Raw genomic sequence first — 20,176 nt, 5'->3', positions numbered from 1 at the left:
GCCGATCATTTAAGGCAGAAATGATCGGTTGAATGAGGCGATGGCTGTGTGAAAATCCATAATTTAATCTTGAATGATTACAAATTTTTTAAGCTCATTTCCTACCTCGATGATCGGGCTACTCTTATTGCCTCTGTTATACCACATCCAGTCTGCACCCAGATCTTGTGGAAATGACTGAATAAGCTCTTTCAATGGATAAATACGATGAGTAATAGCAATATAATCATAGATGGTCGTGATATACATACAGAATCTGATGTTCATAGTATTCTGGCTGAGATGATGGGTTTTGGTCCATATTATGGCAGGAATCTGGATTCCCTATGGGATCGCCTGAGTACAGATATTGAAAGGCCAAGAAAAATAACATGGCATCATTCAGATTTATTAAAAAAAAGGCTCGGAGAGCGATTTGATCAAATCATCCAGATTTTCGAACGGACAAAGCAACAGGATATAAAATTTTGCTGTGAAGATAAATTTGAATACTTTCTAAAATGACCTATGATCAATATTAAGGTCATCTATTGAAAATTCTTCCGCATCTTCCCCAAATCTAAAAGATAAAAGCCCATACTTTCGCAGCAGGCTTTTATCTTTCAATGGCATCACGCTTAGTGCATTAACTGACTCACCAGACCGGTAAGATCGGCTTTTTTATCCACGACGCCCGCCGTAGACGCTTTATCCACCAGCTGCGGCAGATATTTTGCCAGCAGATTCAGTGCATCGCTGGTGTTAATACCCATCCGCGCAGCCAGTTGCTCAATCGCCTCAGAGTTAATCATCTTCTGCACCAGGTCGCTGCTCAGCGCAACATTCTGCTCATCACCCAGCCAGGAGTTAACCACCTCACTGTACTCGCCGCTCTGCAGGTGACTCACGATGGTATGTAAACCGCCTTGCTGCTCAACCCACTCCAGCACACCTTTCACTTCCTGGCTGGTCTGATTATTCAGGCCGCACATGGCCAGTACTGTTTCCAGTAAACTCATTCTGTTATCCCCTTTGAAGTAATCTATTAAGACTGTTTACACGCTCTGATTTTATGAATGACAAACAGCACAATAATTGAACCCACGGTGGCAATGCCAATGCTGTAAATATTGAAGCCATCGACCTTGCCAAAACCCAGAGCGGTACTGACGACACCGCCAATCAGCGCACCGATAATACCCAGAATAATGGTCATGAAAATGCCCATATGTTCTTTACCTGGCATAATACATCTGGCGATAATGCCGGCAAGTAATCCGAATACAATCCATGACAATATACCCATCATTAATATCCTCTGTTTTTATATTAATTACAGCAACGTTTAGCAGTGGTTTAACCCATGAATTAGAAGCAGGTGTATCGTACGCCGAGCAGTATTTGCCTGGCAATCCTGTTTTCTTTATTAAACTAAACGTATCAGAAAAGATAGGGGAGTAAATATGAGCATTCTGGATAATATTAAAAATATAGGCGGTGAGTTGTTACATGCTGTGGATAAAAATGTTGATGATAAGTCTGTAACCGCCGCAGGAAGTAATCGTACATATACGGTTAAATCAGGCGACACGCTCAGCGCCATCGCAAAGCAGTTTTACAATGATGCGTCCCAATATATGAAAATCTTTGAGGCGAATAAAAACCTTCTCAGCAGCCCGGATAAAATTGCACCGGGTCAGGTACTGACCATTCCTGAGTAATAATTCGTCACTAGTGTGAGCCAGCCGGCGTAAATATTGCCCGGCTGGTTTTTCATTTAAAGCCATCTCGTCACAACACCATGACAGGGTTGCGCCAGACAGCCTGCGTTGATCCAGACTTAACGGTGGTCTCGGTAATAACAACCGCAGACGAGTTGAGATGAACAGTCAGACAGGAAGAGAATACTGGGATCGCTGAAAAGCAAAAAACCCGCTCAGGTTTCCCTGAGCGGGTTTTTCTAATCTGGCTCCTCTGACTGGACTCGAACCAGTGACATACGGATTAACAGTCCGCCGTTCTACCGACTGAACTACAGAGGAATCGTGTGAACGAGGCGAATATTAACGGCGTCGCTCTAAGGTGTCAACAGCAAAAAATACATTATCATTCAACTGGCTAGCTTTAACGCAAAGCGATCGTGATTTAAGCAGTTTGCGCAGTGTCAGCGGCGATTCTGGGCAGGGGATCCTGCTGGTAAAACTGGCGCAGATGCTGATACATGGCGGGAAAGCGTTCGGCCAGCAGTACCGGAGCCGTAAAGAAATATTCAGAGAGCACGGCGAAGCACTCAGCGGGATCGCTGGCGGCGTAGGGATCGATCGTGGCGGCCTGCTCACCCACCAGTTCAACTTCACTCTCTATCTCCGCCATCGCGGCACGCAAATCCTTCTCCCAGAGTGCGACGTCACGCAGCGGCATGACCGGAATACCGCTGGTGTAACCGCTGCCGCGGGCATCCAGCTTGTGCGCAACCTCGTGGATCACCAGATTAAAGCCGGAGAGATCGAAGGAGTCCTGAATATCGAGCCAGTTGAGTACGACCGGCCCCTGCGTCCAGCTCTGTCCGGCGTGAACCGCAGGCGCGCTGTGAACCAGCCCATCGTCATCCTGCCACTGATCGTCCACCTCGAACGGCTCGGGATAGATCAGCACATCGTGGAAACCGTCCAGCCACTCCAGGCCCAGTTTCAGCACGGGCAGGCAGAACAGCAGGGCGATCCGCACACTGCGCAATTCATCCAGCTGAACACCGTCGAGCGACACCAGCTTTTTCTGCTGCAGAAAGCGCTGCGCCAGCTCAACCAGCGCCTGCTGTTCAGCCTCATCCAGCTGGCTGAATATCGGCTGCGCCAGCCCATGCTGCCATGGCAGCGCGGCCAGGGTGGCGTCGTTATGCGTTTTCCAGGGCCATTTAAACATCGCAACTCCCGCACAGAACCGGACTATTTCGCTATCCTGACGCGCCAGACATAAAAATGCCAGCATCGAAACACCATGCTGGCACTGTTCATCTGGCGACAGGGCTAAGGGCCGTCTATTCAACCTGTTAGCACGGTCGTTGTCTGTGATTCAGCCCGCAAAGCGTGGGGCCGGGGCGTCAGTTGCGCTCAATACGATGAAACTCAATCACCCACACCCAGGGATTCACTTCCCAGCTGGTCGCACCATACTGTTTTTCCCAGGCTTTACGGTACGCCTCTTTGGGCGATTCAGAATTGACGTTCATGGTGAAGAAGTTGTTGAGGAAGTGCGAATCGGTCTGCACGCCTTCCGCCATAATGTCATCTTCACTGATGTCCTGAATTTTCTCGGCGCGCACGCCGGTAATTTCCAGATTGATGCGGCTGGCCCAGCGCGGCATATGAATGGCAGTCTGCCAGCCAAACTGTTCCGCTTCCGGCGTGCTCAGTGCATGCTGGCCCAGCTCGTTGCTGTCTGCACGATACTGGCAATATTCTGGCTGGCGGAAGGGCGTCGGGTCGCGTTCATAATCGGCCAGATACTGCTCGGGTACCATCGGGCCACGCCAGGTTTCACGCACCCAGAGCACGTCACCCGGTTTACCGTAAGGACACTGATAGCTGATGTCCGTCATCGACATCATTTTATAACCATGCAGATGATTAGCACTCACATCGAAAGCGTGTACGCCCTCGTGATGATCCTGTCCCGGACCGAAAGCCTGAGTTTTCATAATGCGCCGGGTTTGCGTTTGCTGGCCAACCAACAGGGCACGAACACGCTGTTCGGAAAAAAGAATCGGCCGTTCTTTCATGGATTACCTCTTTTTATTAGTAGAACCCGGTTACTGCTGTAAAAGTCCATTTGCTTCACATCTGAGAGTTATCATAAAAGCTTTAAATCATTTTGCTTAATAATTTGTAGGCTGACTGTCACTGTATAATTGTCACTTTAGTAGTTAAAAACCAGCAAAATGCAAAAAGCGCACCAAAGCTTATCACGCAACTGGCAAAAAGCGACGAATAGCCCGGATACAGTACGTTATAACCGTAAAAATAGGAACCTTTTCAGACTTTTTCACCTGTCATAACGTGCAGTTTTACACTTAATCGCGTGACAAAAAAACGCTGAACATGAGGCAGGAAGTTGGTTAAGATCGAACCAAACATTACGCCTGTTAAACTAATTTTCTTAGCAGCAATTCACTGAGGAAAGACTGAAAACAGCCGAAATTGCGGTTATTGTGTAACAGAGATGCTATACAGATGATCCAGATCTCATTTTTCTGCCCGGAATTGCTGGCAGCGCTGCTCTTTTCAACTGCACTGTAAAAAAAGTGTCATTAGCCAGTCGCTATGATGGCTTGCCGTTTGCGCACTGATCGCGACAGAAAAACTGCTGTCGATCACTACAGGGAGATAGATTATGTCACTCACACTCTGGCAATCTCGCTATGAAAGCTGGTTTCAGGCGAACTGGATCCACGACGACGGCGCGCACGATATCGCCCATCTGCGGCGTGTCTGGATGAGCGCACAGCGAATCATGAACGGCACGCCCGCTGATCCGCTGGTGGTGCTGACCGCCTGCTATTTTCACGATGTGGTGAACTTGCCGAAGAACCATCCGGAACGTCATCTCGCCTCAACCTATGCCGCGACGGAAACCCAGCGCATTCTGCAGCAGGATTTTCTCGACTTCCCCGCTGAAAAGATTGATGCCGTGATGCATGCCGTTAAAACCCACAGTTTCAGCGCCGGCATACCGCCTCAGACGCTGGAAGCTAAAATTGTACAGGATGCTGACCGGCTGGAGTCGCTGGGTGCGATCGGACTGGCGCGGGTCTTCTACACCGCTGGTGCGCTGAATCGGCCATTATTCGACAGCCAGGACCCGCTGGGTAAAGATCGCGAGCTGAATGATGTTAAGTGGACGCTGGATCATTTCCAGAAGAAGCTGCTGCGTCTGCCGGAAACCATGCACACTGAAACCGGCCGCATGCTGGCTGAGCATAACGCAGATTTCCTGGTACGCTATATGGCTAAGCTTTATGCCGAGCTGCAGGGCAATCTGGTGGGAATGGATGAGGGTGTGCTGCGGGACTTCACACCTTTGCAAACCGAATATTAAATTTTTGTGACAGTGTATTAATCGAAACGGTCATCCGGTAGCTTGTAGCAATAACAAAAAGGAGCTGCCCGATGACTGAAACTGTTAATTTAACAATTAAAATTGATCCTGAGCTGAAAGAAACGATTAAACAGCTGGCGCTGGAAAATCAGATTTCGATGAGCCAGGAGATTGTGCAACGTTTGCAGGCCAGTCTGGAAACGCATCCACATCCGGCGATTGATAATCAGGACATCACTGAAGAGGGGACTGAGGGATCCAGTGCCGCTGACGTGAAGACCGATGCACTAAGTGCAACAGAGCTGAAGCAGATTCGGCTGCTGCTGAAGAAGCAGAGCAAGAAGAAGAAATAAAACAGAAACCCGTCGCCAGACGGGTTTTTTCATTTCACGGTGCTTACGACTTCAGCTGACGGATATGTGGCAGTAACAGCTGAGCCACCGCTGCAAACACAGGCACTACCACCGAGTTACCAAACTGCTTATAAGCCTGGGTGTCCGAAACCGGAATGCGGAACGGCTCGCGGCCTGGCACATCAAAGCCCATCAGGCGGGCGCACTCGCGCGGGGAAAGGCGGCGTGGCCGACGCGCCATGTTATCGGCATCCTGAAACTCCGCTTCGCCCAGCGCACTGTCCCAGCCGCGATCGATCAGAATCTCTGAGCCATCTTTGTAGTAACGTGCTGACAGCGTACGCACGCAGCAGTCAGGATTACGCGGATCGTTGAGGCCAAAGCCAAAGCCATTGCCTTTGGCTTTATGTTTTTTCGCATACTGATAGAGGTAGCGCCACAGGACCGGTGACAGGATATATTTGTCGTCCGGCGAACTCTCCAGCAGGCTCTGCAGGCTGGGTACCTGCGCCGGGTAGAAACGGCGGATATCACGCAGCGTAAAATCCTGCTTTTTCAGGTCACGGCGAATACCCACCAGCACAATGCGTTCGCGATGCTGCGGCAGGAAGTGACGCGCATCGATCACTTTGGCATCCGGGCTGCTGGCACCCGCATCCGCAACGTCATAGCCCAGCTCATCCAGCGTCTCCATGATAATGGCGAAGGTGCGGCCCTTGTCGTGACTCTTGAGGTTTTTCACATTCTCCAGCACAAAGAACGGCGGCTTCTTGGCAGCCAGGATACGGGCCACATCGAAAAACAGCGTGCCCTGTACCTGACACTCAAAGCCATGTGCACGACCCAGCGCATTTTTCTTGCTGACGCCCGCCAGCGAAAAGGGCTGGCAGGGAAAACCGGCCAGCAGCACCTGATGATCGGGGATTGCCGCATCAATCGCGCGGTATATCGCTTCATCGTCAGTCAGACCTTCCGGCTGGGTGACCTGACGGATATCGGTATTGAAGTGATGCTCCAGCGGATCGCTGTAGTGGTTGGCTTTGTAAGTGCGGACCGCCTCTTTATTCCATTCACTGGTAAACACGCACTTGCCGCCGATCGCCTCGAATCCCTTACGAATGCCGCCAATACCGGCAAAGAGATCGATAAAACGAAATTCAGGATTATCATAATGGGCGGGGCGGGGCGGCAGCAGCCCCTGTAACAGCGACAGTTCCGCCTCACACAGCGGTGGCAGGGCGGTTTTACCCTGACGAATCCGGTTCAGGAGTGCCGGCGTCCAGCAGGAAAATCCTGCCTGCTGCAGGCGGGCCGTGAGATCACGAACCGAATAGATTGCCAGCACCTGCTGAAAGAGTTCAGACGCATCAGCAGATGAAAGTGCAGCAGAGAGTGGTTCAGCGAGGGCGGCGGGATGCATGCGTTTTTCCTTAACAGTAAGACGCCTATGCTATCACTCCAGACGCTGTGAGGAAATTGCCTGGATGTGCCCTGTGCCAGCCCCCCGGAATGTTCTGTTTTTGCGGCGCACTGTGTGAAGTCGTCGGGCGGCGGCTTTCACTTTTCGTGGCGCAGGCTAAAGTTGAAGTACCAGCAAAAAAGGAGAGGTTATGGCTGATGTTCACTCCAGCGAAATACGCAGCAAAAATATGCGTGCCATTCGCGCTCAGGATACGGCCATTGAGCAACGTATTGCGCTGCTGCTGAAAGATCGGGGGTTCAGCTTTCGCGTGCAGGATAAAAACCTGCCGGGACGGCCCGATTTCGTTCTGACAGAACATCAGGCAATTATTTTTGTTCATGGCTGCTTCTGGCATCGTCATCACTGCTATCTGTTTAAACTGCCGGCGACGCGCACAGAATTCTGGACCGGCAAAATCAACAGCAACGTTGAACGTGACCGGCGTTATGTGCGCCAGCTGCAGGAGAGCGGCTGGAAAGTGCTGATCATCTGGGAGTGTGCGCTACGTGGCAAACTGCGCCTGACGGATCAGGACCTGCTGGAGCGGCTGGAGGAGTGGCTGCTGGCGATGCCGGAGAGTGCCGAAGTCGACCATCAGGGCATTCATCATTACAACGCCGATTGCTAATCACAGACATAATTGGTTAGATCTGCGCTTTCTCCGTGGCCAGGAGCCTGAAATGAGCAGCATAAAACTGACGGTAAAACGCCTTTACCAGATTCGTGACGAGCGGATGGTGAATACCAAAGCGACCGCGCGGGTTTACTGCGGTGACAGGCTTGTCGCCACGGAGGAGATCACCGGCATGACCGAAAGCCCGGTCAGCAAATATCTGCATGCTGAAGGAGCAGCAGGCGAGACGGTGCGGGTAGAGTGGGATTGTGAGGGCATCGCCGAGATGACCGTTACGGAAATTGAGCGCTGCCCATGTTGTCAACATAACGAACCAGACTAAGGATAAGATTTTGGCGGGAACCAGTTTACTGACTTTACTTGATGATATTGCAACACTTCTGGACGATATTTCCGTCATGGGGAAAGTGGCGGCGAAAAAGACCGCTGGCGTACTGGGCGACGATCTGTCGCTGAATGCTCAGCAGGTCAGCGGCGTAAAAGCCAACCGTGAGCTGCCGGTAGTATGGGGCGTTGCCAAAGGATCGTTTCTTAACAAACTGATCCTGGTGCCACTGGCGCTGATTATCTCCGCGTTTGCGCCCTGGCTGATTACGCCGCTGCTGATGATTGGCGGTGCCTATCTCTGCTACGAAGGCGTGGAGAAGGTGATGCACAGTTTGCAGCATGACAAGCAGAGCAAATCACCGGAAGCGCGTCAGCAGCGACTCGATTCGCTGGCGAATCAGAATGCGGCAGAGTTTGAGAAGAAGAAGATCAAAGGCGCGGTGCGCACCGATTTCATTCTGTCAGCCGAAATTGTTGCGATTACCTTAGGCATCGTGTCGGAATCGCCGCTGCTCAACCAGGTGATTATCCTGGCGGGCATCGCAATTCTGGTTACGGTAGGCGTTTACGGCATCGTGGCGGCCATCGTAAAAATTGATGACTTCGGATTCTGGTTGCGTGAGAAACCGTCCCGCCTTGCGCAGGGTTTGGGTAGTGTGCTGCTGGCTGCCGCGCCCTGGCTGATGAAGATCCTCTCGGTGGTCGGTACCATCGCCATGTTCCTGGTCGGCGGCGGTATTGTGGTACACGGCATCGCACCGCTGCATCATCTGATCGAGGAAGTCAGCAGTGGCTTCAGCGGCTGGATCGCTATGCTGCTCAGCAACGGCGCCAACCTGGTGCTCGGCTTTATCATTGGGTCGATCGTGCTGTTAGTGGTCAACCTTATTGCCAGAGTGCGCGGAAAATCGGTATAAAGCGCACTGTGATTTACGGTCAGGAGAATGACGATGAACGACGACATGTTTGAATTTGATATCGACGCACAGCTGGAGCAGGCTGAAGCGAAAGCAGAGAAAAAAGCCAGCGAAGTGCCGGATGATCTCGGCGACGAAGCCGATTGCGAAGGCTGTAAAATCTGACGTCAGCGTCAATACTTCATCAAAGCGGATAAGTTTTTTTATCCGCTTTTTTTATTTTCCGCATATCCAGCTGATTAATTCCTAATTTGCCCTTTTTTTGCGTGCCTTAACAGGCAGGAACGTTATTCGCCTGCTATAAAGAAAATAATCACTCAGGTTAATAACACTCAGGTTAATAAAAGGAGCGCATCATGGTTTTCGCAATCAGTGAAGAAGTGCAGCATAAGGAAGAAGGGCAGACGATGGTGGTGACCGGCTACGCGAGTGGCATGGTGGAGTGCCGCTGGTACTACGGCTATGCCGTGCGCAGCGAAGCCTTTCGCAGCGATGAGCTCTGCGCTCTGAATCCCGCGCAGCAACTGGCGGGCTGACAGCATCAGGCCTGTGGGTTCTGCGACCCGCCAGGCCCGGTTTCTGCTTTTTCTGGCCCGGCACGCTCCCTGTGCCGCCCTGTTTTCAGACGTTACCGTCGTTATCTTCTTCAACCGCCTGATAGATTCGCTGCAGCACATCCGGGAAGGCTGACTGGACGCGACTCCAGCTTGGTATAAACGGCTTATCGTTAGGACGCTCAATAAACGCCTGACCCGCTTCCAGAATCGACTGGGTAAACATCTCTACCGCTGCCTCTTCCACATGCTGATCAAACTTCAGCCCGTTCATCGCCGCCTCGTGGTTATAGGTCTCCATCATATCCAGCGCATTACGATAATAGGTTGCTTTCAGCACCCGGAACGAGTCGCTGGTCAGCGGCACACCCATGGTGGCGAGCTTACGCAGCAGTGACTGGACGATATCGCTGCTCATGCGCTTCAGGCCGCCGGTGCCATCATCTTCAGCCAGCGGCTGATGCTTGTGATCGTAGTTATCGGCGATCTCAACCTGGCACGACTGGCGGGTGGTGTAGTTACGGTAAATCTCCGACAGCACGCCAATCTCCAGCCCCCAGTCGCCGGGGATTTTAATCCCGTTCAGCACATGCGTCCGCATGGCGAACTCCCCGGAGAGCGGATAGCGGAAGCTCGACAGATATTCCAGATATTCTGAATGGCCATAAACTTTCTGCAGCGATCGCAGCAGCGGACCCACCAGCAGACGTCCCACGCGGCCATTAAGCTTGCCATCCGCGACGCGCGCATAAAACCCCTTACAGAACTCATACTGAAATGCCGGGTTCGCCACCGGGTAGAGCAGGCGTGCCAGCATTCCGCGCTCATAGGTGACGATATCGCAGTCATGCAGAGCCACACAGCTGGTACGGTCTGACGCGAGCGTATAGCCGGTGCAGAACCAGACGTTGCGACCTTTGCCGGGATTAGTGGGTGATAAACCCTCTTTATCCAGCTCGGCATCAATCGCCTTCAGACGCGGGCCATCGTTCCACAGAATGCGATGCCGTTGCGGCAGACGGGAGAAAAACTCGCGGGCAAACAGGAACTGGTCGCGGTCGGCGCGATCCAGCCCAATCACAATTTCATCCAGATAGGGCACTTTAGCCAGCTCATCGACGATTTTCGTCAGCGCCGGGCCTTCAAGTTCGGAAAACAGCGATGGCAGGATCAGCCCCATTTTGCGTTTGCGGGCAAAGCGTACCATCTCTTTTTCCAGCGACTCCACGCTACGGTGGGTGAGGTTGTGAAAGTTGGTGATTACGCCATTCTGATAAAAGTCACTCATCGCATCATCCTTTTAATGCCCGTGGGCAGCTCATTGAGGTTGAGTCAAAAAATAGTCCAGTCCTTCACGCCAGCCCTCAGGGCCATGGTGAGCTGTGTGATAGATCTGCTGCTGATCGGATCGGCTGAGTGTCACCGGTGTTTTACTGTAGCCCTTAATTACGACCGCATAATCAACCGCATCCAGCATCGGCGCATCGTTAGGGCCGTCACCCAGTCCGATGGTCACGCGTGCCTCACCGGGTGAATGCGCCAGCAGCCAGCGCAGGGCTTCGCCTTTGCCGCTGCCCGCAGGCATCACATGCCAGAAACGCCCGCCCTGGGTCAGCGCCAGGCCCTCTGCACGCAGTGCGTCATGGAACTGGTCAAACGCCTCGTCACTGTCGCGCCAGACAATCACTTCTGACGCATCGCGCTGACGCGACAGTTCTGCATCCGCCTCACTCAGGCCGGTCATTGCGGCCACTTCCGGATCAGAGAAATCATGAAAGCCGGTAAAACGGTACGCTGTTTTCAAGGCAGCCAGCCGCTGGCAGATAGCGTCATAGGTCAGGGTGTTATCGGGCAGGCGAATACGCTGCTGATCATGCGTTTGCACCACGGCACCGTTTTCAGCAATAAACGGTGAACCGCTGATGCCAAGCCTTTTTTGCAGCGGAATAATCTCGGCTGCCGTTTTACTGGAACAGATCACCAGCGGAACAGCGTACTGCTTTAGCGTGGTAAGCCATTCGGTGGCCGCATCCCAGCGATAGGTATGATGGTCGAGTAACGAACCATCCAGATCGGTAATTATCATTAACGGCTGGTGGAGATCGGGCATTTACAGGCTCCTTTCATCACATTCGCGGCTAAAGCGGCGATTTTTCAATATTATAGTTGAATATGGCTCACACTTTTTTTCCTGCCACGCTGGCTGGAAATCCAGGATAATTCTTAAAACGAAACCGCAGTAAAAGTGGGTATGCAAGAAGTGTGCAGGGCTAAGTCACTGGCGGGCGCGGTGTTTTTGGTAACTGTCGCTCCATAATTACCCGATCGGTTGCAGAAACGTGCATATCTGATGCTTGTTTCGGAGTCGGGAAAGGGTAATCTGCAGAGGTGTTAAGAATTCCCTGGTGTAACGAATTGATTTTTTACCCGGCCTTCCCGCCGGGTTTTTTTTGAAATCGATTTCAGCGGTTCGCTTCATAGGCGCGATAATCACAAATATCAATTTCAAACGCCTCCGCCAGTTCGCTATAGGAGTGGAAAACCCGGCCTTCTACTTCCAGCCGTGGCGTCTGATCCTGCTCCATATACTCTCGTACCTCTCCCGACGTTCTGGCCTGAATTGCCGCCAGTAAACCTTCGACATCAATCTGCAGATCGGATGGCTGAGCATCGCCGTGCTGTTTTTCGTCTGTCATTTTCTGACTCCTGAGAGCAAACAGAGTAATGAGTATAGAACGCAGGGCAGAAAGGCGGGAGCGGAGAGATCGCAGGCAAAAAAAAAGCCCGCGCTGCGCGGGCAAAATCCTTGTTACTTTCAGGTTGGCTGCACCTATGGGGTGGTGCAGTGAGAAGAGTTTAAAGGTCTGACGCGTAAGAAGTCTTGCGGTGAAATGTTAAGGAATTGCAAAAGTTTCTCCTTACTCAGATTTACCTGACTTTTCGACTAAACAGAGCAGAATCAGCTATAGTTAGCGATAAAGCTGATTTTTATCAATACCTAAAGGAATGGTTATGGACATCTTACGAATTATTATCGCTATTCTGCTGCCACCACTGGGCGTGTTTATGCAGGTTGGTTTTGGCGGCGCCTTCTGGCTGAATATCCTGCTGACACTCTGTGGTTATATCCCCGGTATCATCCATGCCGTCTGGGTCATTGCCCGCCGCTAACGCGCTGCATCGCCACGGTTCTTCGTTTAGACTGTACTCAGTCAATAATCTGGAGAACCGAAATGAAGGTAAATGACCGCGTCAGCGTCAAAACCGATGGCGGCCCGCGTCGTGTTGGCACCATTCTGGCTATGGAGCCGTTTAATGAAGGCACCATGTTCCTGGTGGCGCTGGAAGATTATCCGCTGGGCATCTGGTTTTTTAACGAGACGCAGCAGCCGGATGGGATTTTCGTGGAGCCTTACCACGAAGCCTGAGCCTGACGCGCAATAAAAAAGCCGCCTTTCCGTTTACCGGAAAGGCGGCTTTTTGCTGTCGGAGATTACGCGGCGGACATCAGCCGCTGACGGTTAACCGCTATAACCTCAGAAGGTTTCCCAGTTATCGCTGCCGCCTGCCAGCGCCGGACGGGGTGCCAGAGCCGGTGTCTTTAACGGTGAAGAGACGCGTGCAGCCACACCTGTGGTTGCAGGCGTGTCCTGCAGGCGGAATGCCGCGACCGCCTGCGTCAGTTTACCCGCCTGATCTTCCAGCGAGGCCGCTGCGGCGGAGGCTTCTTCCACCAGCGAGGCGTTCTGCTGGGTGACGTTATCCATTTCGGTGACCGCCTGGCTCACCTGCTGAATACCACGGCTCTGCTCGTCTGACGCCGCCGCGATCTCCGACATAATATCGGTAACGCGTCGTACGGCTTCGACAATCTCACCCATGGTGCTACCGGCTGCGCCAACCTGATGCGAACCGTCATTGATCAGCGTGACGGACTCAGCAATCAGCGATTCAATCTCTTTCGCCGCCTGCGCACTGCGCTGGGCCAGATTACGCACTTCGCTGGCCACCACCGCAAAGCCACGACCCTGCTCACCGGCACGCGCCGCTTCTACCGCCGCATTCAGCGCCAGGATGTTGGTCTGAAACGCAATACTGTTAATGACGTTGGTGATCTCAGCGATTTTTTTCGAGCTGCCGGAAATATTGGTCATGGTTTTCACGACGCTGCTCACCAGCTCGCCACCGCTGCGCGCTTTGCCCGAGGCATCCGCGGCCAGCTGGCTGGCGTGATGCGCATTCTCGGCGTTCTGCTTCACCGTAGCGGTAAGCTGTTCCATGCTGGCTGCGGTCTGCTCCAGTGCCGCAGCCTGCTGCTCGGTGCGTGAAGAGAGATCGGTGTTGCCGGCTGAAATTTCGCTGGAGCCCTGATAAATCGCGACGGCGCCTTCACGCACCGTACCAACGGTGGTTACCAGCGCCTGCTGCATCAGTTGCAGGTTATGGATGAGCGTACCAATCTCGCTGCGGCCATGGGGCAGGGGAGCGGAGGTCAGATCACCCTGCGCAATGCGTTCGATACGCAGCACCGACTGGCGCAGCGGACTAATCACCACGCGGCGCAGGAAGACAAAGGTCAACAGCACCAGCACCAGGGCGGCACTGAATGCTACGGCCATGGAGATAAAGCCGATGCGCGACTGTTGATCGGCCTGGGCGGTAATGGCATTGGCGCGATCAGTTCGGATCTTGATCGCCTTCAGCAACACCGCGTTATAGTCGTCATCCAGCTTGCGGGTTACATCGGTCTCCTGAGCGATGATGCCCTCAAAGCTGCCCTGTTTACCGGATTCAATCATCGGTATCAGGCCTTTGGTAATGTAATCGTTGAAGCGAGCCTGCAGCGTGGCATCCAGTTCCATATCCGCGGGCGTCTTAACTTCACGAGCCTGATAAATCGCGAAGCCAGCTTTTGCCTGCTGGATCCGTTTTTCGGCGGCAGCAATATTGGCGCGAAACTCGTCCATTTCACCAATACGCGCGGCGGCACCGGCCTGAATAATGGTCAGGCGCGCAGTACGCAGATGGTTTGAACTGTTAGAGAGGCCCATACGAACCTGAATTTCGTCCGTGGCATCATCGAGGGAGTGATTGCCGGAAATCAGAAAGTAACTGGCGACACCAATACAGAGTGCGAACAGCAGCAAAATGCCGCCGAAGATCAGGCTAAACAGCGGCACCAGGCGGAGATTCTGCCAGATGCCTGCGCTTTTCTGTCCATTATTATCTCGTGCAGTGTTCATATCCTTGCTCTCTTGAGGCTGTTGTTATAAGGCATAACATCGGCAAAAGAGCGTAAAGGCTTAGCAGTAAGAGTGAGACCTGGATCGCAATTCCGGGCAAAAAAAAACCGGCCAGAGAGGCCGGTTCTTCAGATGTTATGATCAGCGGATATTAACGTAAATACCTGAAGTCACATTATCCGTTAAACGCACCACATGATAAATAACCTGCTTATTATGGGTTTTGATTTTGCGTTTAATATTACCTTTGTGTGACGATACCGTTTTGGCCTTAATTTGCATTTTATCTGAGATCTGGATGGTATCATGACCTGACATCCACATCTTCAGCATGTTTGACTCAGTCTGGCTCAGCGTTAATGGATGTACATCCATGCCCGAAGAGATACGCGCAGACTGGTTAAGCTTCTTCTGCAAATAGGTGCTGAGTAAGGAATCCAGGGTCGATGTCTTCATCGATTTTGATGTAATAATCAGGTTCTTACGAACGTAGAGATATTCCTCAAAATGGATATTGCTAATCGCCATGAATATAAAGAACAGCGTATCAGGATGCTGCGTAATAATGCTGCGGATACGTTCACTGGAATCAGATTCATGAATGAAGCAATCTTCATTAATAAAGACGACACCAGGGTTTAATTGCTCACATTTTTGCTGTAGTTGCTCAATATCGGAGACAGAAGAGATATTCTTCTTCTTAACTCCTTTTAAAGACATGTAGTCTGATAATCCCAGGCGTGTGTAGTTGCAGGAATCCATAATAATAGTTGGCATAATAGCGACCCTCACCAATTTGTTATCCGTTTAAATCAACGATGAATACGCGTTGCGGTACGAGAGAGATTTCTTAGGTACTTTTTTATTCTGCTCGTGCAGTTTGGCAACAGGCAAACGCCCGTAAAAGTCTTCATCCCTGACCCGTTCTGCAAAAAATTTGTGCTGCCATGACGTCACATATTCTCCGGCCATGGCGGGGAGTGCCAGTGAAATGTCGGAGGTTAAGTAAGACTCATTTTTTTGGGAGCCAGGTCACTATCCTTGAAAACGCGGAGTTTTCTGATAGGACAATTCTCAAAAACATTTGTTTTACGAAAGTGTGATGTCTCAGCGTGCGATGACAATGCCGGAAAAAACATTTTTTAACAAGAAAAATCACTTAAAGATTTTTTTCTTGTAAATTCAGTGTCTTGTCGATTTTGCCTGCACATTCACAGTCTGACCGCTCCTGTGAACCACCCCACTAAAATACGCGAAGCCCGGTTTAATAAGAATTATTTTCAGACTCTCCGCACGTTTATCAGAATTTCCTTAGTTGCATTCTGGAAAACATGGTTCGGAAAATGCACGGATGGTTTTGCGCTACTTAAGTATCGTTATGCAAAGATAGTTAGAAACTTAATGTTCAGGGACGGGATAGTTCTGTCAGGAACACGGCGAGTAAATCAAATACTTCACCGAACAAATGCTCACAGAACGGGGCTAGCAGAGGCATCAGCAAGCTGATGGTTAAAATTCCGACTGATAAGGTAATCGGGAAGCCAATTGCGAAGATTGATAACTGTGGTGAAACACGGTTTAACAAACCCAGTACCAGATTTACCATGAGTAACAAAACGATTAAGGGCAGCGCTAACATCATGCCATTAAGGAAAATTAATCCGCCAGATTTCACCAGCGCCATAAACGCATTGGCATTTAGCGGCTGACCGCCAATCGGCAGCGTATGAAAACTGTCCGCCAGCAGCGAGATCAGCCACAGGTGTCCGTTAAAGGTCAGGAACAGCAACATCGCCAGCATGTCGAGAAAACGGGCCAGCACCGGCATGTTAAGACGGCTGCCAGGATCGAAAAAGGTGGCGAACGAGATGCCCATCTGTAAACCAATCACTTCCCCGGCAAGGCGCACGGCAGCAAAAGCGAACTGCATGGTGAAGCCGAGTGCAATACCAATCAGCATCTGCTGAATCAGTAGCAGGAAGCCCTCAGGGGAAAACAGGGTGACATTGACCGCAGGTAACAGCGGCATCAGCAGCCAGGTGATCATTACCGCCAGACCGATTTTGACACGTTTGCTGACGGATCGTTCATTGAGGATCGGTGCGGTGGCGAATAGCGCCATGATGCGCACCAGAGGCCAGAAGAACTGGCTGACCCATTGAACCAGCTGGCTGCTGTCGAGAGTAATCATCAGCCGATGATGTAAGGCAGGTTGGTAAAGACGGTGCGGATATAGTCCAGCAGCAGATTCAGCATCCACGGGCCGGCAATGATACCGGTGGTGGCAACCGCCAGAATCTTAGGAATAAAGGATAAGGTCTGTTCGTTGACCTGAGTCGCGGCCTGGATCAGGCTGATCAGCAAACCGCTGACCAGTGCGGCCAGCAGCAGCGGGGCGGCCAGCATCAGGGCGACGCGCATCGCTTCCTGTCCCATTACCATTACTGATTCGGGTGTCATGTGTTGCTCCGGTAAGAAAAGGGGGATCAGGAGTAGAAGCTTTGCGCCAGTGAACCGACCAGCAGTTGCCAGCCATCGACCAGAACAAACAGCATCAGTTTAAACGGCAGCGCGATGGACGCTGGCGGGACCATCATCATCCCCAGCGCCATCAGCACGCTGGCAACCACCAGGTCGATGATCAGGAACGGGATAAAGACGGTAAATCCAATCTGGAAAGCCGTCTTCAGCTCGCTGGTAACATAGGCTGGCAGCAGAATACGCATTGGCACCGCTTCAGGACCGGCAATCGGGGCGGTATTCGCCAGACGGGCAAACAGGGCTAAATCCGCTTCACGGGTCTGACGCAGCATAAACTCGCGCAGCGGCTGGGCACCTTTATCAATCGCCACTTCCATGCTGATCTTGTCCTGGCTGAACGGCAGATAAGCATCCTGATAAATTTTGTCGAAGGTCGGCGCCATAATAAAGAAGGTCAGAAACAGCGACAGTCCGAGCAGCACCTGGTTAGGCGGCGCAGAGGGCGTGCCCAGGGCGTTACGCAGCAAACCAAACACAATGATGATACGGGTGAAGCTGGTCATCATCAGCAGCACGGCCGGAATAAAGGTCAGCGCAGTGATAAAGACCAGCGTCTGTACCGGCAGTGACCAGCTCTGACCGCCATTCGGCAGCGAGTGACTCACCAGACCCGGCAGCTGGGCATGGGCAACCGGTGCCAGTAACAACAGTGGCAATAAAGGAAGCAGTCGACGCATCATTGTGGTTTTCCGGGACGTTTAACCAGGTTCTGTAACAGCTGACGAAAATCCTGTGGCGCACTGTTAACCGGCGTCACAGAGACCGGTTCACCCGGCGGCAAAGTATGCAGATGGGTAATCTGCTGTGCGGTGACGCCCAGCACCAGACGCGCATCAGCGGTATCGACAATCACCACCCGCTCGCGCTGGCCCACTGAAACGCTGGCTGTGAGTTTAAGCTCCTGGCCGCTGACCTTTTTCGGCGCGAAGCCGACACGGCGTGCCAGCCAGGCGCAGGCCAGAATCAATAAGATAATCACTGCTAACACGCTGCTGACCTGGGCCAGCATGGAGCCGGTCGAGATCGCCTGAGCGTGCGGTGCAGCCGGTTGCAGCGTTTGATTCTGGCTATTCATAATGTAACTCTTTAGCGACTCAGACGACGCATACGTTCAGATGGGGTGATGATGTCAGTGATGCGCACGCCATATTTGTCGTTCACCACCACCACTTCACCCTGAGCAATCAGATAACCGTTGATCAGGATATCCAGCGGCTCACCCGCCAGGCCATCCAGTGCCACCACTGAACCCTGCGCCAGACGCAGCAGCTCTTTGATGGTCATTTTGGTGCGACCCAGTTCCACGGTGAGTTTCACCGGGATATCCATAATCAGATCGATATCCTGCAGCGATCCAGCGACGTTGCCGCTGTCGAATGATTTAAAGACTTCGTCGGTCTGCGGCGCACTGCCGCTGCCGACCTGCTCATTCATCGCTTCAGCCCACAGATCGTCCGCAGAGATATCGTCAGACGGTTTATTACTGTCAGTCATGGGGCTGTTCCTCGTTCAGCGAATTCAAAATCGGGTTAATCAGGTGTTCGACACGGAGCGCGTACTGACCATTCATCGTGCCATATTGGCTGGTTAAGACCGGGACGCTATCGACATGGGCGATAATGCGTTCCGGCTTCTCAATCGGCAGCACATCACCGGGTTTCAACTGCAAAATCCGTGACAGACGCAGTGAGGTTTCGGCAAAGTGCGCGATCAGTTCCAGCTCAGAGTGCTGCACCTGTTTGACCAGGTTGTCGCGCCAGTGGTTATCTTCCTGACGTGAGTTTTCGAGCGGTGGATTCACCAGCAGCTCGCGCAGCGGTTCAATCATTGAAAACGGGATACAGATATTAAACTCACCCACCAGGTTACCAATCTCCACCTGGAACGGCGTGTTAACCACGATGTCGTTCGGTGAAGTGGTGATGTTGGTGAACTTTACCTGCATCTCTGAACGTACATACTCGACGTCCAGTGGATAAATGGCCTTCCATGCGTCGCTGTAACCATCCAGCGCCAGCTTCAGCATGCGGCGAATAACGCGCTGCTCGGTATGGGTAAACTCACGGCCTTCGACTTTGGTCGGAAAACGTCCGTCGCCACCAAACAGGTTGTCGACAGCGATAAACACCAGGCTCGGTGAGAACACCACCAGCGCGGTGCCGCGCAGCGGCTTCAGGTGGATCAGGTTCAGGTTGGTTGGCACCGGCAGATTGCGGGCAAACTCGTGATACGGCTGAATCTTGATCGCCCCGACGCTGATATCCGGGCTACGGCGCAGCAGGTTAAACAGCGCCATACGGAAACTACGGGCAAAACGCTCATTAATAATCTCCAGCGCCTGCAAACGCTCGCGAACCACACGGCGCTGGGTGTTCGGATCGTAAGGACGAATATCGCCTTCCGGTCCGTTTTGTTTCTTTTCTTCTTCCGCACTGCCGCTGTCGCCGTTTAAAAGGGCGTCAATTTCAGCCTGGGAGAGAATGCTATCGCCCATTGATTCACCTCAAAATGAAGGCAGTAAACAGCACATCGTTTACAGCCTGCGGAGGTTGACCTTTTACCAGCGGGGGTGTCAGCGCCTGTTTGACTTGTTCAACAAGCGCCTGCTTTCCTTGCTCTGTCGCCAGCGCCGCAGCGCTCTGACGCGAGAGCAGCAGCAGCAAACGGCTGCGCACCTCAGGCAGATAGTCATTCATCCGACGCCGGGTATCCTCATCGGCCAGACGCAGGGTAAAGCCTACGTAAAGCACGCGGTCGGGATCGTTGTCGGGATTGACCAGGTTAACCGTAAATGTATCAAGTGCAAAAAAGACCGGAGCGGGAGGCGGTTCAACTTTCGCCACCTCAGGCTTATCGCCCTCATGTTTATTCATCATTCGCCAGACTGCATAGCCTGCCACGCTGCAAGCGGCCAGCGTCAAAATGAGCAGCACTGGTATTAAGAGTTTACGTTTGCTGCCTTTTTTTGCTTTCGCGTTATCAGACATGGTGCAGTTACTTCCTGTGAATTATGGGCAAGCCTCTCGGCTCACGAGACAGATTATCCGCGTCTTAAGTCAAACCAATGGGTAG

General features: G+C 52.2%; 27 protein-coding genes, 1 tRNA gene and 1 pseudogene. 11 read left to right on the top strand and 18 right to left on the bottom strand.

Going from position 1 to position 20,176, the window contains the following annotated elements; translation table 11 throughout:
* Positions 1-207 precede the first annotated feature (207 nt).
* Positions 208-504, top strand: coding sequence for a barstar family protein (locus PAG01S_RS21535; protein ID WP_073970648.1), 297 nt, complete (start codon positions 208-210; stop codon positions 502-504).
* 113 nt (positions 505-617) lie between these two features.
* Here PAG01S_RS21535 and PAG01S_RS05095 read toward each other — a convergent pair whose 3' ends face one another.
* Together PAG01S_RS05095 and PAG01S_RS05090 are read right to left on the bottom strand one after the other, a co-directional pair.
* Positions 618-998: a YidB family protein gene (locus PAG01S_RS05095; protein WP_010247730.1), complete on the bottom strand. Its 381-nt coding sequence runs from the start codon at positions 996-998 to the stop codon at positions 618-620.
* A 26-nt stretch (positions 999-1,024) separates the two neighbouring features.
* Positions 1,025-1,285 (bottom strand): GlsB/YeaQ/YmgE family stress response membrane protein, encoded by a 261-nt coding sequence (locus PAG01S_RS05090; RefSeq protein WP_062757877.1) that lies wholly within the window; start codon positions 1,283-1,285, stop codon positions 1,025-1,027.
* A gap of 259 nt (positions 1,286-1,544) precedes the next feature.
* Between PAG01S_RS05090 and PAG01S_RS22775 the strand changes: the two are divergent.
* Positions 1,545-1,700, top strand: a pseudogene (locus PAG01S_RS22775) (LysM peptidoglycan-binding domain-containing protein); the annotation flags it as partial.
* Between the two features lie 245 nt (positions 1,701-1,945).
* On the opposite strand, the gene PAG01S_RS05080 reads toward PAG01S_RS22775, so the two are convergent.
* From PAG01S_RS05080 to PAG01S_RS05070, 3 genes are all read right to left on the bottom strand, one after another.
* A tRNA-Asn gene (locus tag PAG01S_RS05080) sits at positions 1,946-2,021 on the bottom strand.
* A 103-nt stretch (positions 2,022-2,124) separates the two neighbouring features.
* The gene (gene mtfA / locus PAG01S_RS05075) at positions 2,125-2,901 is read right to left on the bottom strand and encodes a DgsA anti-repressor MtfA (RefSeq protein WP_170933474.1); all 777 of its coding nucleotides are present in this window, start codon (positions 2,899-2,901) and stop codon (positions 2,125-2,127) included.
* A 178-nt stretch (positions 2,902-3,079) separates the two neighbouring features.
* Positions 3,080-3,757, bottom strand: a complete 678-nt coding sequence (locus tag PAG01S_RS05070; protein WP_010247721.1) for an ASCH domain-containing protein — start codon at positions 3,755-3,757, stop codon at positions 3,080-3,082.
* Positions 3,758-4,368: 611 nt separating this feature from the next.
* Between PAG01S_RS05070 and PAG01S_RS05065 the strand changes: the two genes are divergently transcribed.
* Together PAG01S_RS05065 and PAG01S_RS05060 are read left to right on the top strand one after the other, a co-directional pair.
* On the top strand, positions 4,369-5,073 hold the full coding sequence (locus PAG01S_RS05065; protein ID WP_010670862.1) for a phosphohydrolase: 705 nt from the start codon (positions 4,369-4,371) through the stop codon (positions 5,071-5,073).
* Between the two features lie 71 nt (positions 5,074-5,144).
* A complete protein-coding gene (locus PAG01S_RS05060; protein ID WP_010247717.1) occupies positions 5,145-5,426 on the top strand; it encodes an Arc family DNA-binding protein in 282 nt (93 codons plus the stop codon).
* A gap of 43 nt (positions 5,427-5,469) precedes the next feature.
* Here the strand turns inward: PAG01S_RS05060 and dcm are convergent, their stop codons facing one another.
* Positions 5,470-6,846, bottom strand: a complete 1,377-nt coding sequence (gene dcm, locus PAG01S_RS05055; protein WP_062757871.1) for a DNA (cytosine-5-)-methyltransferase — start codon at positions 6,844-6,846, stop codon at positions 5,470-5,472.
* A 190-nt stretch (positions 6,847-7,036) separates the two neighbouring features.
* Between dcm and PAG01S_RS05050 the strand changes: the two genes are divergently transcribed.
* The 5 genes from PAG01S_RS05050 to PAG01S_RS05035 all read left to right on the top strand — a co-directional run bounded on the left by PAG01S_RS05050 (position 7,037) and on the right by PAG01S_RS05035 (position 9,302).
* On the top strand, positions 7,037-7,516 hold the full coding sequence (locus PAG01S_RS05050; RefSeq protein ID WP_010247714.1) for a very short patch repair endonuclease: 480 nt from the start codon (positions 7,037-7,039) through the stop codon (positions 7,514-7,516).
* A 52-nt stretch (positions 7,517-7,568) separates the two neighbouring features.
* Entirely contained in the window at positions 7,569-7,844 is a 276-nt protein-coding gene (locus PAG01S_RS05045; protein ID WP_010247711.1) for a hypothetical protein, read from the top strand.
* Positions 7,845-7,854: 10 nt separating this feature from the next.
* On the top strand, positions 7,855-8,766 hold the full coding sequence (locus PAG01S_RS05040) for a DUF808 domain-containing protein (protein WP_010247708.1): 912 nt from the start codon (positions 7,855-7,857) through the stop codon (positions 8,764-8,766).
* A gap of 33 nt (positions 8,767-8,799) precedes the next feature.
* Positions 8,800-8,931 carry a hypothetical protein gene (locus PAG01S_RS22570; protein ID WP_003854444.1) on the top strand — a complete coding sequence of 44 codons (132 nt, stop codon included), beginning with the start codon at positions 8,800-8,802 and terminating at the stop codon, positions 8,929-8,931.
* Positions 8,932-9,122: 191 nt separating this feature from the next.
* On the top strand, positions 9,123-9,302 hold the full coding sequence (locus PAG01S_RS05035) for a YodC family protein (protein WP_062757869.1): 180 nt from the start codon (positions 9,123-9,125) through the stop codon (positions 9,300-9,302).
* 85 nt (positions 9,303-9,387) lie between these two features.
* Here the strand turns inward: PAG01S_RS05035 and PAG01S_RS05030 are convergent, their stop codons facing one another.
* The 3 genes from PAG01S_RS05030 to PAG01S_RS05020 form a co-directional block, all read right to left on the bottom strand.
* The gene (locus PAG01S_RS05030; protein WP_010247700.1) at positions 9,388-10,608 is read right to left on the bottom strand and encodes a glycosyltransferase family protein; all 1,221 of its coding nucleotides are present in this window, start codon (positions 10,606-10,608) and stop codon (positions 9,388-9,390) included.
* Between the two features lie 30 nt (positions 10,609-10,638).
* Positions 10,639-11,430 carry a mannosyl-3-phosphoglycerate phosphatase-related protein gene (locus tag PAG01S_RS05025; RefSeq protein WP_061901350.1) on the bottom strand — a complete coding sequence of 264 codons (792 nt, stop codon included), beginning with the start codon at positions 11,428-11,430 and terminating at the stop codon, positions 10,639-10,641.
* A 352-nt stretch (positions 11,431-11,782) separates the two neighbouring features.
* On the bottom strand, positions 11,783-12,016 hold the full coding sequence (locus tag PAG01S_RS05020) for a DUF2525 domain-containing protein (RefSeq protein WP_010247694.1): 234 nt from the start codon (positions 12,014-12,016) through the stop codon (positions 11,783-11,785).
* A 316-nt stretch (positions 12,017-12,332) separates the two neighbouring features.
* Between PAG01S_RS05020 and PAG01S_RS21530 the strand changes: the two genes are divergently transcribed.
* Complete coding sequence (locus PAG01S_RS21530; protein WP_010247691.1) at positions 12,333-12,491, top strand: YqaE/Pmp3 family membrane protein; 159 nt, start codon at positions 12,333-12,335, stop codon at positions 12,489-12,491.
* A gap of 62 nt (positions 12,492-12,553) precedes the next feature.
* Positions 12,554-12,748, top strand: coding sequence for a protein DsrB (gene dsrB / locus PAG01S_RS05015; RefSeq protein ID WP_062757866.1), 195 nt, complete (start codon positions 12,554-12,556; stop codon positions 12,746-12,748).
* A 108-nt stretch (positions 12,749-12,856) separates the two neighbouring features.
* On the opposite strand, the gene PAG01S_RS05010 is transcribed toward dsrB, so the two are convergent.
* The 9 genes from PAG01S_RS05010 to fliL all read right to left on the bottom strand — a co-directional run bounded on the left by PAG01S_RS05010 (position 12,857) and on the right by fliL (position 20,091).
* Positions 12,857-14,563 (bottom strand): methyl-accepting chemotaxis protein, encoded by a 1,707-nt coding sequence (locus PAG01S_RS05010; RefSeq protein ID WP_010670856.1) that lies wholly within the window; start codon positions 14,561-14,563, stop codon positions 12,857-12,859.
* Between the two features lie 141 nt (positions 14,564-14,704).
* A complete protein-coding gene (gene rcsA / locus PAG01S_RS05005) occupies positions 14,705-15,340 on the bottom strand; it encodes a transcriptional regulator RcsA (RefSeq protein WP_010247685.1) in 636 nt (211 codons plus the stop codon).
* 628 nt (positions 15,341-15,968) lie between these two features.
* Positions 15,969-16,754 (bottom strand): flagellar biosynthetic protein FliR, encoded by a 786-nt coding sequence (fliR, locus tag PAG01S_RS05000; protein WP_010247683.1) that lies wholly within the window; start codon positions 16,752-16,754, stop codon positions 15,969-15,971.
* Positions 16,754-17,023, bottom strand: a complete 270-nt coding sequence (gene fliQ / locus PAG01S_RS04995) for a flagellar biosynthesis protein FliQ (protein ID WP_003854466.1) — start codon at positions 17,021-17,023, stop codon at positions 16,754-16,756. Before fliQ ends, fliR begins: the two co-directional genes overlap by 1 nt.
* Before the next feature lie 26 nt (positions 17,024-17,049).
* Positions 17,050-17,781, bottom strand: a complete 732-nt coding sequence (gene fliP, locus PAG01S_RS04990) for a flagellar type III secretion system pore protein FliP (RefSeq protein ID WP_010247675.1) — start codon at positions 17,779-17,781, stop codon at positions 17,050-17,052.
* Positions 17,781-18,179 (bottom strand): flagellar biosynthetic protein FliO, encoded by a 399-nt coding sequence (fliO, locus tag PAG01S_RS04985; protein WP_010247672.1) that lies wholly within the window; start codon positions 18,177-18,179, stop codon positions 17,781-17,783. The genes fliP and fliO overlap by 1 nt, the downstream gene beginning before the upstream one ends.
* A gap of 11 nt (positions 18,180-18,190) precedes the next feature.
* Positions 18,191-18,598 carry a flagellar motor switch protein FliN gene (fliN, locus tag PAG01S_RS04980; RefSeq protein ID WP_010247669.1) on the bottom strand — a complete coding sequence of 136 codons (408 nt, stop codon included), beginning with the start codon at positions 18,596-18,598 and terminating at the stop codon, positions 18,191-18,193.
* Complete coding sequence (fliM, locus tag PAG01S_RS04975) at positions 18,591-19,598, bottom strand: flagellar motor switch protein FliM (protein ID WP_003854473.1); 1,008 nt, start codon at positions 19,596-19,598, stop codon at positions 18,591-18,593. The genes fliN and fliM overlap by 8 nt, the downstream gene beginning before the upstream one ends.
* Before the next feature lie 4 nt (positions 19,599-19,602).
* Positions 19,603-20,091 (bottom strand): flagellar basal body-associated protein FliL, encoded by a 489-nt coding sequence (gene fliL, locus PAG01S_RS04970; protein ID WP_033778945.1) that lies wholly within the window; start codon positions 20,089-20,091, stop codon positions 19,603-19,605.
* Positions 20,092-20,176 lie beyond the last annotated feature (85 nt).

The organism is Pantoea agglomerans NBRC 102470, assembly GCF_001598475.1.
In the GTDB taxonomy this organism is placed as follows: Bacteria; Pseudomonadota; Gammaproteobacteria; order Enterobacterales; family Enterobacteriaceae; genus Pantoea; species Pantoea agglomerans.
This window is presented reverse-complemented; position numbering and strand designations above follow the sequence as displayed.